The sequence below is a fragment of the Capnocytophaga genosp. AHN8471 genome (assembly GCF_016806945.1).
GTDB lineage: Bacteria > Bacteroidota > Bacteroidia > Flavobacteriales > Flavobacteriaceae > Capnocytophaga > Capnocytophaga periodontitidis.
Map to the genome: position 1 here is coordinate 87,018 of NZ_JAESPJ010000016.1, position 14,678 is coordinate 101,695.

At 38.5% G+C, this 14,678-nt stretch carries 17 protein-coding genes; 9 read left to right on the plus strand and 8 right to left on the minus strand.

All coding sequences use genetic code 11. The features are described 5' to 3' along the window. The first annotated feature begins 45 nt into the window (after window positions 1-45). Window positions 46-834 (plus strand): lipocalin family protein, encoded by a 789-nt coding sequence (locus JMN12_RS07075; RefSeq protein WP_203138256.1) that lies wholly within the window; start codon window positions 46-48, stop codon window positions 832-834. Window positions 835-980: 146 nt separating this feature from the next. Here JMN12_RS07075 and JMN12_RS07080 read toward each other — a convergent pair whose 3' ends face one another. Genes JMN12_RS07080 through JMN12_RS07095 form a run of 4 tightly spaced genes read right to left on the minus strand, consistent with a single transcriptional unit; the run spans window position 981 to window position 3,206 of the window. Beyond that, window positions 981-1,235 carry a hypothetical protein gene (locus tag JMN12_RS07080; protein WP_203138258.1) on the minus strand — a complete coding sequence of 85 codons (255 nt, stop codon included), beginning with the start codon at window positions 1,233-1,235 and terminating at the stop codon, window positions 981-983. Between the two features lie 57 nt (window positions 1,236-1,292). Further along, complete coding sequence (locus tag JMN12_RS07085; protein WP_262896518.1) at window positions 1,293-2,258, minus strand: acyl transferase; 966 nt, start codon at window positions 2,256-2,258, stop codon at window positions 1,293-1,295. A 10-nt stretch (window positions 2,259-2,268) separates the two neighbouring features. After that, the gene (locus JMN12_RS07090) at window positions 2,269-2,802 is read right to left on the minus strand and encodes a DnaJ domain-containing protein (RefSeq protein WP_203138260.1); all 534 of its coding nucleotides are present in this window, start codon (window positions 2,800-2,802) and stop codon (window positions 2,269-2,271) included. 17 nt (window positions 2,803-2,819) lie between these two features. Next, the gene (locus JMN12_RS07095; RefSeq protein WP_203080540.1) at window positions 2,820-3,206 is read right to left on the minus strand and encodes a hypothetical protein; all 387 of its coding nucleotides are present in this window, start codon (window positions 3,204-3,206) and stop codon (window positions 2,820-2,822) included. Between the two features lie 188 nt (window positions 3,207-3,394). Here JMN12_RS07095 and JMN12_RS07100 point away from each other — a divergent pair, with 188 nt between their 5' ends. From JMN12_RS07100 to JMN12_RS07120, 5 genes are all read left to right on the plus strand, one after another. Continuing rightward, window positions 3,395-3,574 (plus strand): hypothetical protein, encoded by a 180-nt coding sequence (locus JMN12_RS07100; protein WP_009412052.1) that lies wholly within the window; start codon window positions 3,395-3,397, stop codon window positions 3,572-3,574. After that, a complete protein-coding gene (locus JMN12_RS07105) occupies window positions 3,561-4,118 on the plus strand; it encodes a GNAT family N-acetyltransferase (RefSeq protein ID WP_088593179.1) in 558 nt (185 codons plus the stop codon). Before JMN12_RS07100 ends, JMN12_RS07105 begins: the two co-directional genes overlap by 14 nt. 22 nt (window positions 4,119-4,140) lie before the next feature. After that, complete coding sequence (locus tag JMN12_RS07110) at window positions 4,141-6,780, plus strand: transglycosylase domain-containing protein (protein ID WP_203138265.1); 2,640 nt, start codon at window positions 4,141-4,143, stop codon at window positions 6,778-6,780. Window positions 6,781-6,843: 63 nt separating this feature from the next. Next, window positions 6,844-7,890 carry an endonuclease/exonuclease/phosphatase family protein gene (locus tag JMN12_RS07115; protein ID WP_203092788.1) on the plus strand — a complete coding sequence of 349 codons (1,047 nt, stop codon included), beginning with the start codon at window positions 6,844-6,846 and terminating at the stop codon, window positions 7,888-7,890. Between the two features lie 9 nt (window positions 7,891-7,899). After that, window positions 7,900-9,060, plus strand: a complete 1,161-nt coding sequence (locus JMN12_RS07120; protein WP_203138267.1) for a 5-(carboxyamino)imidazole ribonucleotide synthase — start codon at window positions 7,900-7,902, stop codon at window positions 9,058-9,060. Between the two features lie 121 nt (window positions 9,061-9,181). On the opposite strand, the gene JMN12_RS07125 is transcribed toward JMN12_RS07120, so the two are convergent. The 4 genes from JMN12_RS07125 to JMN12_RS07140 form a co-directional block, all read right to left on the minus strand. Beyond that, a complete protein-coding gene (locus JMN12_RS07125) occupies window positions 9,182-9,739 on the minus strand; it encodes a hypothetical protein (RefSeq protein ID WP_203138269.1) in 558 nt (185 codons plus the stop codon). Further along, entirely contained in the window at window positions 9,736-10,287 is a 552-nt protein-coding gene (locus tag JMN12_RS07130; protein ID WP_203138271.1) for a stage II sporulation protein M, read from the minus strand. The genes JMN12_RS07125 and JMN12_RS07130 overlap by 4 nt, the downstream gene beginning before the upstream one ends. 2 nt (window positions 10,288-10,289) lie before the next feature. Next, entirely contained in the window at window positions 10,290-11,087 is a 798-nt protein-coding gene (locus JMN12_RS07135) for a M48 family metallopeptidase (protein ID WP_203138273.1), read from the minus strand. A 148-nt stretch (window positions 11,088-11,235) separates the two neighbouring features. Beyond that, on the minus strand, window positions 11,236-11,526 hold the full coding sequence (locus tag JMN12_RS07140; RefSeq protein ID WP_203138275.1) for a hypothetical protein: 291 nt from the start codon (window positions 11,524-11,526) through the stop codon (window positions 11,236-11,238). Between the two features lie 247 nt (window positions 11,527-11,773). On the opposite strand from JMN12_RS07140, the gene JMN12_RS07145 reads away from it, so the two are divergent. The 3 genes from JMN12_RS07145 to JMN12_RS07155 all read left to right on the plus strand — a co-directional run bounded on the left by JMN12_RS07145 (window position 11,774) and on the right by JMN12_RS07155 (window position 14,583). Then, entirely contained in the window at window positions 11,774-12,163 is a 390-nt protein-coding gene (locus JMN12_RS07145; protein WP_203138277.1) for a helix-turn-helix domain-containing protein, read from the plus strand. Window positions 12,164-12,582: 419 nt separating this feature from the next. Then, entirely contained in the window at window positions 12,583-13,359 is a 777-nt protein-coding gene (locus JMN12_RS07150) for an acid phosphatase (protein ID WP_203092783.1), read from the plus strand. A 12-nt stretch (window positions 13,360-13,371) separates the two neighbouring features. After that, entirely contained in the window at window positions 13,372-14,583 is a 1,212-nt protein-coding gene (locus JMN12_RS07155) for an OprO/OprP family phosphate-selective porin (protein ID WP_203092782.1), read from the plus strand. Window positions 14,584-14,678: the final 95 nt, after the last annotated feature.

Consider the following 14,678-nt stretch of genomic DNA (forward strand, 5'->3'; position numbering starts at 1 on the left):
TCCTTGGGAGAGAGGGAACGGGAGAGAGGATAATACAAATATTATATGAAAAAACTAATTTTTTCGGCATTGGTTGCCACAACATTATTTGTTTCCTCTTGCGGGAAAGACGACGACAACGGCGGAGGTAGCACTTCGCTCACTGGCGATTGGTATCTTTACAGCAATTTTAATGGTCCCGATGGAAACGGACGGAACTGGACAAGTTCTAACGATTGTGCTGAAAAAACTTATTATTCTATTTCGGATAAAAAAATAAAGCACGAATACTATTATTTAGAAGGTTCTGAGTGTAAATACTATCCTATATATTACGATTATACGGCTACTAATGGCGTTTTTAATATGACGGTTGCCAATGATTCGCCTAACGTAAGAAAAGGAGCTAAAACCTCTATAAAATACGAAATGAAAGGGAAAGAGCTTTTTATATATTTAAAAAATAATCAACAACAGGAAGTAATAGAAATCCTTCGCAAAAAAGGGGTAGACTATAGTTACCTCGATCCTTTTGTAGGATATTGGATAATGACCAAAGCTACCGTAGGAAAAACGGAAGTGATAGTAAAGGAAGGAGAATGTTTGCAAGGTGCTGTAGTGAGTAGCTCCATAGGGTTTACAATATATCTTAATGTTCCTGAGCAAAACGGGCAATGCAAAAAAACTATCAATACCTACGAGTGGGTAAAAGAAGGCAATAAATATTACGATGTTACCGATCCTCAAAACAAAGAGGAGTTGGCACTTGTGTTTTCAGAAAATAACACCAAACTTTCCTACAGCGAGCAAACCCAAAACGGCTTAGTAACCCTTTATTTTACCAAAGTAAAATAGGGGTCAGGGGACAGGTATCAGGTGTTAGGAATCTGACTGGTCTGACACGTCCGACTTGTCTGATAAAAACAGTAATCAATTAATAAAATAGTTACTTTACTTAAAAAAAATCCCTTGCAGTTTTGCACTGCAAGGGATTTTTTCTGTTAAAATAAGGGTTGTTGTTTTGAACTTCTAAAATATTGAGTTTCTTTAAAAACATCGTCATTGCTTGTAACCATACCGAGTTTTCCTTGCTCTTTTGAGAGTGCAATGGCTTTGAGGTCTTCAGGAGTAAGAATATCAAAGGCGTCTTCTTCTTTTTCAAAGTTGATTTCGGTAGCTGAAATACCTTTTAAAAACCTTTCTAAGTATGGAATATCAAATTCTTGTACTGTTGCTTGTAATCTTACTGTGCCCATAATTCTTATATTTTCGGCAAAAATAAAAAATAATTAGCAAATTAGCAAATTGGTAAATTAGCTAATGAGCAAATTACACCCTCTGATATCGGCGTTGTCGAAGCGTCCTAATACTTCAAAAGTACCATCGGGGTGTAGCTTTCCTAAATCTTGAGTAGCGATAAAGCTACACGATTCTCTATTAGCCAAATCGATGATATTAAGTCCGCCGGTTTTGCCAGTAGGCAGATAACTAAGCGCATCATTGGTATCGCGTATAAGCACTTTGAGCCAAGGTACACACTTATAAATCCCCTTACCAGCAGAATAGGCTTGCGAGAGCAGTTCGGTCATTCCGTATTCCGAGTGAATCATTGCTACCCCAAAGCCTTGGCAGAGCATAGCGTGCAACTCTTCTCGCACGAGTTCTTTACGCCGACCTTTCATTCCGCCAGTTTCCATTACAATGGTATTTTTTAAGGAAAAAGTATGCTTTTCAACAAGGTCGAGTAAGGCAAACGATACCCCTATGAGCAGTATTTTTTTACCCGAAGCATCGAGGGTTTGCAAACGCTCGGCTAAGCGGTCGTATTCATTGAGATAGAAACCGCTATACTCACTACCTGAGCGCTCAATAAGGTCGGCTACCATAGTGATGAGCGATGAGCCCGTGCGTTCTAAATACGAAGGGAGGAGGGCTAATACTACATAATCGCGGATATCGCCATAGAAGTATGCAAATCCTTTGCGAAAGCTCTCTTCGTAAATAGTGAGGTCTTTCACATAATGTCGGGAAGTTTGTGCGCCTGTAGTGCCACTGCTGGTGAAGATTTGCTGGTGAGGCGCACTGCCACAATACACTTTATGCGTTTTGAAGCATTCAATAGGCAAAAAAGGGATATGCTCGAGGGCAGTTACTTTTTCGGGAGTGCGCTGTAATAGGGTACAAAAACGGTGGTATACCTCGTTATTTTCGTATTGATAGCGAAAAGTATCCAAGGCAGTAGCCGTAAAATCCGTTTCGTTGTGTATGTTAATTGTCAATTGTTAATTGTTAATTGAGGAACATCATTGCCACAACAACTCCTGCGATAAAGAGCAACAGAGCTATAAATGTTACCCAATTGATATATTTTTTGCGTGGAGAAGCGAGAAAACTGTCGTATTGTTTACGTGCTTGGAGGGTGATATCTCGTTTTTTGAAATACATATCCACCAAGGTGTGCATATCCTTAATTTCCTCAGGGCGAGGTTGTGAAGGTTGCTCGGGCTGTGAAAATTCATCAGGTTGTGAAGGTTTTGACGCGTTGTTAGAAGATTTATCCGCCTTTTTCGATTCTTTTTTAGTATTTTTCTTGTTATAGATATTTTGGCGCGCCAGCTGATCGTCGTATTCTTTGCGTTTATAGCTATCCGAGAGCACATCGTAGGCCTCTTGGAGGTCTTTAAATTTTTCTACGTAAATAGGGTCACCCTTGTGTTTATCAGGGTGATTAGCTTTAGCGAGTTTACGGTAGGCGGTGCGTATTTCTTCAGTAGGGGCTTCAGGGGTGAGTCCCAGCACTTGGTAGTAATCTTTTACTGTCATAGTCCTGTTATTTGGAGTTATTTATCATTGGTTTCCCAGCCTATAAGTCGGCCGCTCTGAAAGCTAAGCACGACAGATTTGTAGAACCAGCGTTCGGTAGGGATGCCGTGGAACACTACGGGCTGGACGCTCACAGGGCGACCGATAGCCATTTTCACGAGATAATCGGGCATACTTTCTTTGTATATACCTTTTTCAATACTACTAACCGTTGCCTCACCAAAAGTTTTTTTGATGAATTCCATAATGGTCTCTTTAGTTCGTTTTTCGTCGATAAGGGCATTTTGCCATTTTTCGCGTAGTTCATCTTTTGCTTTTTCGCGCTTAAGATTTGCAATTCCTTGCATAATAAGCAGATAAAGCAGCACAACCACGCCTAAGGAAAGAAGTACATAGTATATCATCACACTTATTTTTATAATCCTTTATTACTGAAGCGGCAAAAGTATAAATTTTTTAGTAAATAACAAAAAACCTATATCAAAAACTTTTTCTCGCTAATCTCTCTCTGCACCCAAATTTTATTCTCCATTACTTGGTAATTATTAATTAATTTGTACTTTTGCATTGTTGAACAATTATTTTTATAAAAATGGCAAGAGAGATTAAACCTACTCCCGTGTTAGAAGGACAAGATGTAATTAATTTTTACAAAAAATTAGCTTCTTTTAAAGATGATGTAAAAAAGTTAGGAATTACTCGTGAAAAAATAGAAGAAGAAGCTAAAAAATTTAGAGCTTTGTTTAAAACAAACAACTATGAAAATAGATAATTTTCAAGAAGTATCAGTTTTATTACTTACAGAAACTCATACCATCAAACCTTTTGATTGTGAAGACGACGATTTAAACGATTTTTTATTTAACGAAGCTATTCTTTATAAAAAAGAACTATTAGCAACTACTTTTGTTATAGAAAATAATGAACGTACATTAGGATACTATAGTTTGCTAAATGACAGCTTACAACTAAAGGAAGAAATGTTTCCCTCTGTAAGTCAATACAATAAATTTCGAAAGGGACTACTACCTTATCCTAAAAGACATCTAAAAAGTATTCCTTCCTTAAAAATAGGTCGTTTAGGAATTGATAAAAGTTGTAAAGGAAAGGGATTAGGAAAAATGATATTGTTTTCTATAATAAGTAATTGCCTAAAGTTTAATGAAAATCAGGCTTGTAGACTTATCACTGTCGACGCTTATAATCAAGCCATTCCTTTCTACCAAAAAATGGGTTTTAAATTTCTTACTAAAGAAATTGAAAATGAACACACACAATTAATGTTCTTTGATATAACTACATTTATTAATAACTAATCTGTAGTTCACATATATCTATATGAAAATAAAAAATATATCATTCAAAAAACTTATTACCCAAGGGCTGCTCCTGATAGCTCCCCTCCTTTCTCTAATGATGGAAGGGATTTTGGCTTTAGGTTCTATGGTATATAAACTACTGCGTTACTGCCTCAAATACACTTGGTATGCCCTTGTATTACTGCTTATTGGCATTCCCTATTTATTTTATAAACTCTTCAGCGGCAAGCGCGAAGGCAAACAACCCCGAAACTACAAATTCTACCTCAAATGGGCAGGTATTGCTGTAGGAGCAGGGGTAGCAATGTTGTTATTGCTCTTCTCTTTAGTATATTTTGGTGCTTTTGGCAAATTACCTACCGAACAAGAACTCAAGGAGCTCCGTCAAGCTGAAGCGAGTCTCATCTACGACGACCGCGGTGAATTCTTAGGCAAATTCTACATTTTCGACCGCACTAAAGTTGAATATTCCGATTTTCCTCCTTACTTGGTAAATGCCCTCATCTCCACCGAGGATGAGCGTTTTTACAGCCACAGTGGCGTGGATATGCGAAGCCTCTTTAGGGTATTTTTCAAAACACTGCTCTTGCAAGATGATTCTTCGGGTGGGGGTAGTACCCTTACGATGCAGTTGGCTAAAAACATTTTCGGGCGTGGCGAGCGCTACGGAAAACTCTCAATGCCCGTGCATAAAATCAAAGAGATGATTATCGCCAGCCGTATTGAGAAAGTCTATACTAAAGAGGAAATCATCACCCTCTACCTCAATACCGTACCTTTTAGCGATAATACTTACGGCATAGAGGCTGCTGCTCATCGATTTTTCAACAAACACACCAAAGAACTCACTCTCAACGAGGCAGCTACCTTAGTAGGCTCTCTCAAAGCTAATAAAAACTACAATCCGCGTACCTCGCCCAAGCGAAGTGAAGAACGCCGCAATGTAGTATTAGCTAAGATGAAAAAAAATGGACTCCTCTCCGATAAAGACTTTGAAGTCCACAAGCAAGACAGCCTGAAAATTAGCTATAACAACATCGAAAACGAAGGTCTCGCTCCTTACCTCCGCGAACAAATACGCTTGCAACTCCCCGAATTGTTGAAAGACGTTAAAAAAGAAGACGGTACGCCCTATAATATCTATAAAGATGGGTTGCGCATCTACACCACCATCGACCGTACTATGCAGCAATACGCCGAGACTGCCGTGAAAAAACACTTAGAACGCCTACAAAAAGATTTTGAAACTGCTTATGGCAAAAACCCTCCTTGGAAAACCGATAACGACTGGCTACTCCAAGAAGCTAAAAAACTCCCCGCTTATAAAGAACTAAAAGCCCAAGGTCTCAACGATGAAACTATTTGGAAAAAACTCAGCGAGAAAAAACCTATGGACTTGAGTTTCTACACTCAGGACGAAGTGCAAAAGCACAGCACCCTCGATAGTTTGTCGTTTTATATTCGCTTGCTCAACACGGGTTTTGTGAGTGTGAATCCACAGACGGGAGCTGTAAAAAGTTATGTAGGAGGTGTTGATTTTGAGCACTTCAAGTACGACCACGTATTGCAAAGTAAACGCCAAGTTGGGTCTATTTTCAAACCTATTGTCTATGCTACTGCCTTAGAGGTAGGAATGCCTGTATGCACTCACTTCTCACCACGCGCCCTCACCTACGCCGATGAAAAATTCTGGACACCGCGCAACGCCTCTAAAACCGACGACGACCCTTATACCTACTACTCTGTAGGCAAGGCGCTTAAAGAATCACTGAACACCATCGCTGTGCAAACGCTCTTCTATGCAGGACTCAACAATGTCATCAGGAAAGCGCGCGCAATGGGTATCCAAACAGCAATGCCTCAAGTACCCTCTATCGCCTTGGGTTCAGCCGAATTATCAGTGATTGAAATGGCTAAAGCTTATACCACCTTTGCCAATAACGGCGTACCCTCACAACCGTATTTTATAGAAAAAATCACCGATAAAAAAGGAAAAATTATCTGGCAACACAAACCTAAAAAAGAAGCCGCTGCTATCAGCCAAACCACTGCTCAACAGATGATCCAATTGATGCGCGCTACAGTGAATGAAGGAACTGCCGCCAGAATGCGCGGACAATACGGACTTACCAACGACCTCGCTGGTAAAACAGGAACTACCCAAGATAATAAAGACGGTTGGTTTGCAGGGCTCTTGCCTAACTTGGTGATGATTGTTTGGGTGGGTAACGACCAGCAGATAGGCTTCCGCGCTACCTATTTGGGGCAAGGAGCTAACTCAGCACTGCCTATTGCAGCCCTCTTTGTATCACAACTCAACCGCAACAAGCAGTTCAACACAATCACCCGCGCTACCTTCTCCGTCCCCGACGAGATACGCGAGGAGATAACCAATTGTGAACCCGTGGTAAGAGAAGGTTTCCTCGACCGTCTCCTCAGCAATAGCAATGCTGTAAAAGATACGATTAGAGCAGGCGAAGTGCATTACCGCATCTACGAGCGCAAAGGCAAATTAAACGATATAGATAATGGTGAGGAAGAAATTTCTATAGATGATGTAGTAAACCCTTCGGCAGCAGCCAAAAATACCGCCTCCTCCACCCAACAAGAGGAAGACAAACCTAAAAAGAAAGGCTTTTTTGGAAGAATATTTCAATAATTTGCTAATTTACTAATTTGCTGATTAAGCCCAAAACTAAACACCTAAAAAAACAAATTATAAATGAAAAGAATTGTAACTTTAACGGTATCGCTTGTACTTTTAGCGGTACTCAATGCCGAGGCTCAACAAAAAAAATTTAGTGTGAGAACGATTGCTTTTTACAACGTGGAGAACCTTTTCGACACTATCAACGACCCTAATAAATTCGACGACGATCGCACCCCTGAGGGCGCCGACCGCTGGACTTCCAAAGTCTATAACGACCACGTACAGAAAATTGCTAAAGTCATTTCCGAAATCGGCAACGATGTAACGCACCACGCCCCCGATATAGTAGGACTTGCCGAAATAGAAAATGAGGCAGTAGTGCAAGACCTTATCAATACCGAGTATCTCAAACGTTACAACTATGGCATCGTGCACTATGATTCCCCCGATGCACGTGGGGTAGATGTAGCGCTCATCTACAAAAAAGGCGTGTTCAAGCCCGTTTCTTCTTTCGCACACCCCCTACACCTCACTAAAGATGACGGCAAACCCCTCTACACTCGCGATCAACTGCTCGTAAGCGGCGAGTTAGACGGCGAAATGATACACTTTATCGTAAATCACTGGCCCTCACGTTTAGGAGGAGAAGCCAAAAGCCGCCCCAGTCGTGAAAAAGCAGCCGCTCTGAACAAGCAAATCATCGATTCTCTACTCAAAAAAGACCCTAACGCCAAAGTTATTGCGATGGGCGACTTCAACGACGACCCTATCAATTCTGGCTTTAAAAATGTACTCAAAACAAAAGACAAAAAAGAAGATGTAAAACCAGGGGAGCTGTTCAACCCTATGGAAGCGATGCTCAAAAAAGGTATGGGCACTCTTGCTTATCAAGACGGTTGGAATCTTTTCGACCAATTCTATTTCACCTATGATTTGCTTAAAGAAGACAAAAGCAGTTATCGCTATTGGAAAACAGGTATCTTCAACCGCCCTTATTTGGCAAACCCCAAAGGGCGCTACAAAGGCTATCCTTTCCGCAGTATGAGCAATGGCAACTACACTTGGGGCTATTCCGACCACTTCCCCGTGTATATGTATTTGATTAGAGAATTGAAATAAAGCAACCTTATGCCTCACTATTTTTCATCAAACTTTACTTTAGGAATCCTTGGTGGCGGACAGCTCGGCAAGATGCTCCTCACCGAAACCCGTAAGTTCGACATCACCACTAAGGTGCTCGACCCCTCTGCCGATGCGCCTTGTCGCATTGCCTGCAATACCTTTGTACAAGGCTCCCTCACCGATTTTGACACCGTCTATCGTTTTGGAAAAGAGGTAGATGTACTCACTATCGAAATTGAAAATGTGAATGTCGATGCCCTTAAAAAACTACAATCCGAAGGGGTAAAAGTATATCCCAGCCCTCAAACTATTGAGTTGATACAGAACAAAGCTACCCAAAAACAATTCTACACCACTCACAATATCCCTACAGCGCCTTTCCACAGATTTGAGAGTTTAACAAATCTGCAGCAGGCAGTAGCAAACGAGCAAATAACCCTGCCTTTCGTGTGGAAATCAGCGCGCTTTGGCTACGATGGCAATGGCGTGAAAATCGTACGACAATTACCCGACCTATCCCTTCTACCCGAAGGAGAGTGTATCGCCGAAAATTTAGTGCCTTTCGCTAAGGAATTAGCCGTGATTGTCGCCCGCAATGTGAGCGGTGAGGCAACCACTTACCCCGTGGTAGAAATGGAGTTTCACCCCGAAGCCAATCAGGTGGAATATGTGTTGTGTCCAGCGCGTATCAGCGAGGAAATCGCCCAAAAAGCACGTGCAATAGCCGTACAAGTAGCCGAAGCTTTTCAGGTAGTAGGACTTTTAGCCGTAGAGCTTTTCCTAACGGCTGAAGACGAGGTGTTAGTAAACGAAGTAGCTCCACGCCCACATAATTCAGGGCATTACAGCATAGAAGCAGCTTACACCAACCAATTTGAACAACATTTGCGCGCCATTTTAGACCTCCCATTAGGCAACACCGATAGCAAAGTAGCAGGTGTAATGGTAAACCTCGTAGGGGCTGAAGGCTACCAAGGCGATGTGATATACGAAAATATAGAACAAATATTAGCAATGGAAGGCGTTACCCCTCATATCTACGGCAAACGCGAAACCCGTCCGTTTAGAAAAATGGGACACGTAACTATCGTAAATAAAGACATTGAAAAAGCCCGAACCATTGCTGAAAAAGTAAAACAAACAATAAAAGTAATCGCTACCCCGTAATCCCTATCTACTACTAACTCCTATCCCCTATTCCCTTTTTATGTGTGCCCTCTCCCTTTTTTGGTATTTATAACTGAAAAGAAGTAATAGAAATACAATATTACTTAAATATTAAAATATTTTATAACAAAACTATTAATATTGATCCAAGAAATATAATAAAAGTTGTAGCTACTAAAAATTTCATTGTTTTTTTCTTTTTATAGCAATAAACAAAAAATACTAATGCAGATATAATAGCACATATAACCTTTATTACTCTATCATATTTCCACCAAGTACTTTTTTTAATTTCTTCTGTCATCTTATCAACATCTGTAATAGAAATTATAGCTTTATCAAAGTATAAAAGAGAAACAAACATCTTTAAAATTTCAAAAAAACATAACGTAATTACATAGTAAATTATAGCCTCAATAAAAATAACTAAATCATCTTCTTTTTTATCATATTGTGCTATAAAATTAGCTAACACAAAAGGCGTTGCAGCACATATCATATAGATAAGGCTATTAAATAATAAAGAAGTATAAGCAGATATTTCAGCAATATCAGCAACTACTGGATCTAAAATTTCTAATAAAGAAATAACCCTCATTGTCCCTGAAACTATAATTATTACAAAAAGGACTATAACAAGTACTAATAATTCTGATTTAACTTGTTTTATTGATGTCATAACACTTCAATTATAGATGAGATAAACAATAATAATGTTGGAAGAATAAAGTCTGTTATTTTTGGAAATAAAAGCTTAGAAATATTTTTTTTGTAGTATATGTTTTTGTAGAAATAAAAGCCTTTTAACCCTATAACAGAAAATAATAAAAGAGCAAATATTTCAGTCGGAGCATGTTTAAGATAATATATAATCTCTTCTGTAGACAGTATTTCAGTAGCCATATATAATATATTACCGAGTATAAAGCCGTTCCAAAACAATGAAATAAGAGTTAATATTCCCCCAGAAAGAAAACCTAAAACAGATAATTGTATTCCCACTTTCATATTATTCATAAAGATATAAAAAGCATTTTTTGCTTTTTGCAAAGCTGTATCATTGAGAACTCTGTTGTTTTCTTCCACTATTGTAGTTGATTGATTTTTGACATTATTTAAGTCTTCATTATATACTAAGACATAAGTTAAAAGCCCAAAAAAGAAAAACAATATTGATAGAAGCATCTTTTTTATATCAATATTCTCTGTATACTTTTGTAACTTCATAATTACGAATCTATTTCTAAAACATTTTCTATCCTTTTCTGTAAAGAAGGATGCGCAACATCTCCTTTTATCATTTTATTTCCTGAAAGAACATTCAAAGTATTTAACATCTGTATATAAGTTTCTACTCCAACTTTTCGTGCTGCAAAAGTATCAGCTTGTAATTCCATTCTTCGTTGAAAAATAAAAGGAATTACTACAAAAGTGAGTAACCCATATAATGAACCTGACAAAATTACCAAAATAGGTTCTATAAACGTCCCTATAAAACCATATACTTCTGTTATTTTAAAGCGTATAATTACTAAAAACATAAAAAATATAGTACATAGTAAATTTAAAAAGAACATCTTAGTAATATGACCTAATTTAAGATGTCCTATCTCATGATAGACAACTGCTTTGAGTTCTATCGGTTTCATCTTCTTATAGAGAGGTTCTCCTATCAGTATAATTTTTGTAAAAGGAAAAAATCCAGTAGCATAAGCATTATTTCTTTTTCCTTTTATAATTCGTATATAGTAAGAAACATTTTCTTCTTGTAACATTTTTTCAAGCTCATTATCCTTTAAATACTGTTTTTTTTGTAAAAGAGCGCGCAGTGGAGTAGCTAAAAAATAATAGGAACTTATAAAAGAAACAAATACAATAGAAAATAAATATATAATCATCTCATCATTAGCTATATAACTAACAAGTTTCGCAAAGACAACTATGATAAGAGCTATTACTAATGAATCTATTATCTCATCTCTATAAATAAAAATATCTGAAAAATATTTCTCATTAGATTTATTCATCTTGAATGACAAAAACACAGACAATATTTTTATACCAAAAATAGACAGAAAGCATATAAGAAAAAAATAAAAAGCACTCATTGTTAAATCTATTTAATAAGAGAGATTAGAAAATAACTCTAATCTCTCTTTAATAAAAACTATTTGATTAAAAGGCTCCTACTACAGCCCCTACACAAGCTCCTGCGGGACCTCCAATCCAACCGATAGTAGCCCCATACTTAGCACCTAGAAAGCCTCCCATAGTTCCCATACCGGTAACTGCCATAGCTTCTACTGCTGGGTGAGCTGGTGGTATTTTAGGCACATGGCATACTGCCCAACCCACTTGTGCTTCCATAGCATTTGTTGCCTTTACATCTCTTGATTTAAAGATGTTCGCAACACATAATAGTCCTAATAAAAGAACTAATCCGAGATAAAATCTACTTCTTTTCATACTATAAAAATTATAAATTACACTTACTCTATTGTTTAAAGTCGTTTTTTAGTTTCCTCGACTGAGATTTTCCTACTATGTATACATTAATTTAAAATCACGCCACAAAGGTAAATATAAAAACACAATATTAGCATTACTTTTTGGGAGAAAATAATTACTTTTTATAAAAATAAAAACACTTTTAGGACAAAAATTTGTTTATAGTTATATTTTTAGTATCTTTGCACCGTAAAACTTATAGACTATGGAAGTAGAAAAAATATTAGAAAAGATTACCCAAAAGAGAAGTCAAAAAGGGTATACTTATGAAAATATGGCTGATGATTTAGGTCTTACCCCCTCTGGATATAGAAAAATAGAAAAAGGAGAAACTAAACTTTCAGTAGAAAAGATGTTCCAAATATCTACTGTTTTAGACATCCCTATAAATGAACTGCTTGATATAGGAGAAAATTGGATACAAAACAACAGTTACAATAAAGATTCTAGTATTTCAGCTCAAAAAATAGAGCATTTTTATCAAGAAAATAAAGAAATGCTAGAGAAACTTATAGCTTCCTACGAAGCTCGTCTAAAAGATAAAGAGGAACAAATAGAGCTATTGAAAATCTTCATTTCTAATTCTAAATTGTAGAATATCTATTAGATAAGGGTTTTTGTGTTTTCACACTTCCTCTTCCTCAAAATGAGAATCTCTGCAGTAAAGTATTGATAAAATTAGCTGCAATTAAGTACCAATACTATCAAGCAGGAATACAATAATGCAAACTACACCCCTCACAACAAGCCATCTTCAAAAAAATAAATTCTCCTTTATTCATTCAATACTCAATTACAAATATATCAACAGTGAACATTTAGTCCTTAGAGGAAATTGTAAAACTATCAAATCTTTACAGTCAACTAAAAAACAGTATATCATCATTTTAATTTCTTTTTCTTCTTTTTTACTCAAATTTCTTCCGAAATAATTTGTCCGTTCTATTCGTTATTCTTACATTTGCAGTAAAAATAACGAATATCTTAATTTTATTTTAAAAACACATAATTATAATGAGAAAAAAACTTCTATTCGTAGCCTTGCTATCGGTGATGGCAACTACATTCGCACAAGAAAAAATCAAAGACGTAAGAACTAAACCCGACCTCTATTTCTTGCAAATCGGTGATGTGGCAAACAGCCTTGAACTCCTTCCTCCGCCACCTCAACCGGGTAGTATACTCTTCCTCAACGACGAAGCTCAATACCAATGGGGCTTAATGCAACGCCGCACTCCTCGTGGCGACCAAGCCGTATCCGATGCTCGTGTAGACGGAGCTGGCGTGCCTAATGCTTTCTCCGAAGCCTTTGGTATCAAGATTTCTAAGGAAACTACCCCTGAAATCTTCAAACTCGTGGTGAATATGCGCGAAGATGCTGGTGACCTCGCTACTCGTGCTGCTAAAGAGCACTATATGCGCATACGTCCGTTTGCTTTCTACGAAAAAACTACTTGCAACCCCGAGCAACAACAAGAACTTTCTACTAATGGTTCTTATCCTTCAGGACACACCGCTATTGGCTGGGCTACTGCTTTGGTGCTTGCCGAAATCAACGTGGATAGACAAAACGAAATCCTCAAACGCGGATATGAAATGGGACAAAGTCGCGTGATTTGCGGTTACCACTTCCAAAGTGATGTAGATGCGGCACGCCTTGTAGCCAGTGCTGTAGTAGCGCGCCTCCACGCCAATGATGCCTTTATGAAACAACTCGAAAAAGCTAAAAAAGAGTTTGAAGGTCTTGTGAAAAAAGGCAAAGTAAAGAAAAGTGAACGTATGACCAAATAAACTGCTAAAACGATGAAAAAGATACATTTTATGGCACTCAGCCTGATGGCTGTGGGCTACGCCTATGCCCAAGAAGTGCCTACTACCGTTACAGAAACCACCGAATTGCTACCTGCTCCTGCACAAGAAGCCCCCAAACCAGAGCCTAAAATTGAAGTGAAACCCGCAGGACGTATCTTGATAGACGCTGGCTATTTCAATGCCAACGAACAAAAAGATAAGTTCGTAAGTGGGGTAGCCATCCCCGATGCTCGTGCGGGCTTGGGCGTGCGCTATGGCAATTGGAAAGCCAAAGTAGATATAGGTTATGCCTACGGAAAACTCTCTCCTAAGGATATCTTTATTGAGTACGGCTTTAGCAAGCACACCCTATTGCGCGGAGGTTATTTCGTACATCAATTTGGGATGCAAAGCGCTACCAGTTCTTCTTTCAAAATATCAATGGAAGAACCCCAAAGTAACGAGGCTTTCTTCAACTCTCGTTTGATGGGATTGATGCTCTTGCACCAAAAAAACGACTTTATGGGTACCCTTAGCCTCTTTGCCGAAGGAGAATCGATGAAACAAAGCTCTGATGCTACGGGCGACCAAGGTATGGGTATGATGTCGCGCTTGCTCTATCGCCCACAACGCGAAGAAGGTAAGATTTTCCACGTAGGACTCTCAGGAGCTTTTGAGACCCCACGCTACAACAAAGAAGCTGCCCTTAACCACAGTTCTTATGTACTCAAAACACCTTTCCCTACTCGTATCGCTAAAGTAACCGCCCAACAAGCGACTATTGACAACGCTACTTTCCTCTACAAATTCTCTCCCGAATTGCTCTTTGCACGGGGTCGTTTAGGTTTGGAAGCCCAATATTACTATGTGAATGTAAACCGCAAGAATGGATTTGAGAATTTCAAAGCAAGTGGTGCTTATGGAATGTTCCGCACTATTGTGAAAGGAAATCCTTATGAGTACAATGAAATCGACGGTGGTATCGCCACCCCCAGACCAGGAGCGTTAGAACTCGTTGCCGGCTATAACTACACCGACTTATCCGACCCTAAAGCGGGTATTTTGGGAGGTCACCTCAACGACTATTCACTTACTTTCAACTACTATATCAATAAGTATATGATTTGGCGTGTACGTGCTTCCTACACCGGTGTTACTTACCGCGCTGGAGTTCCCGATACTAATTTAGGACTTATAGAAACGCGTTTGCAAATCAAGTTTTAAGTGGTGTGATCCGCACGGGCAATTGTCACAAACTTTGTCAAAGTCCAAGGACTTTGACAAAGTCTTCAAATTTGCTAATTTTCTAATTAAAATAC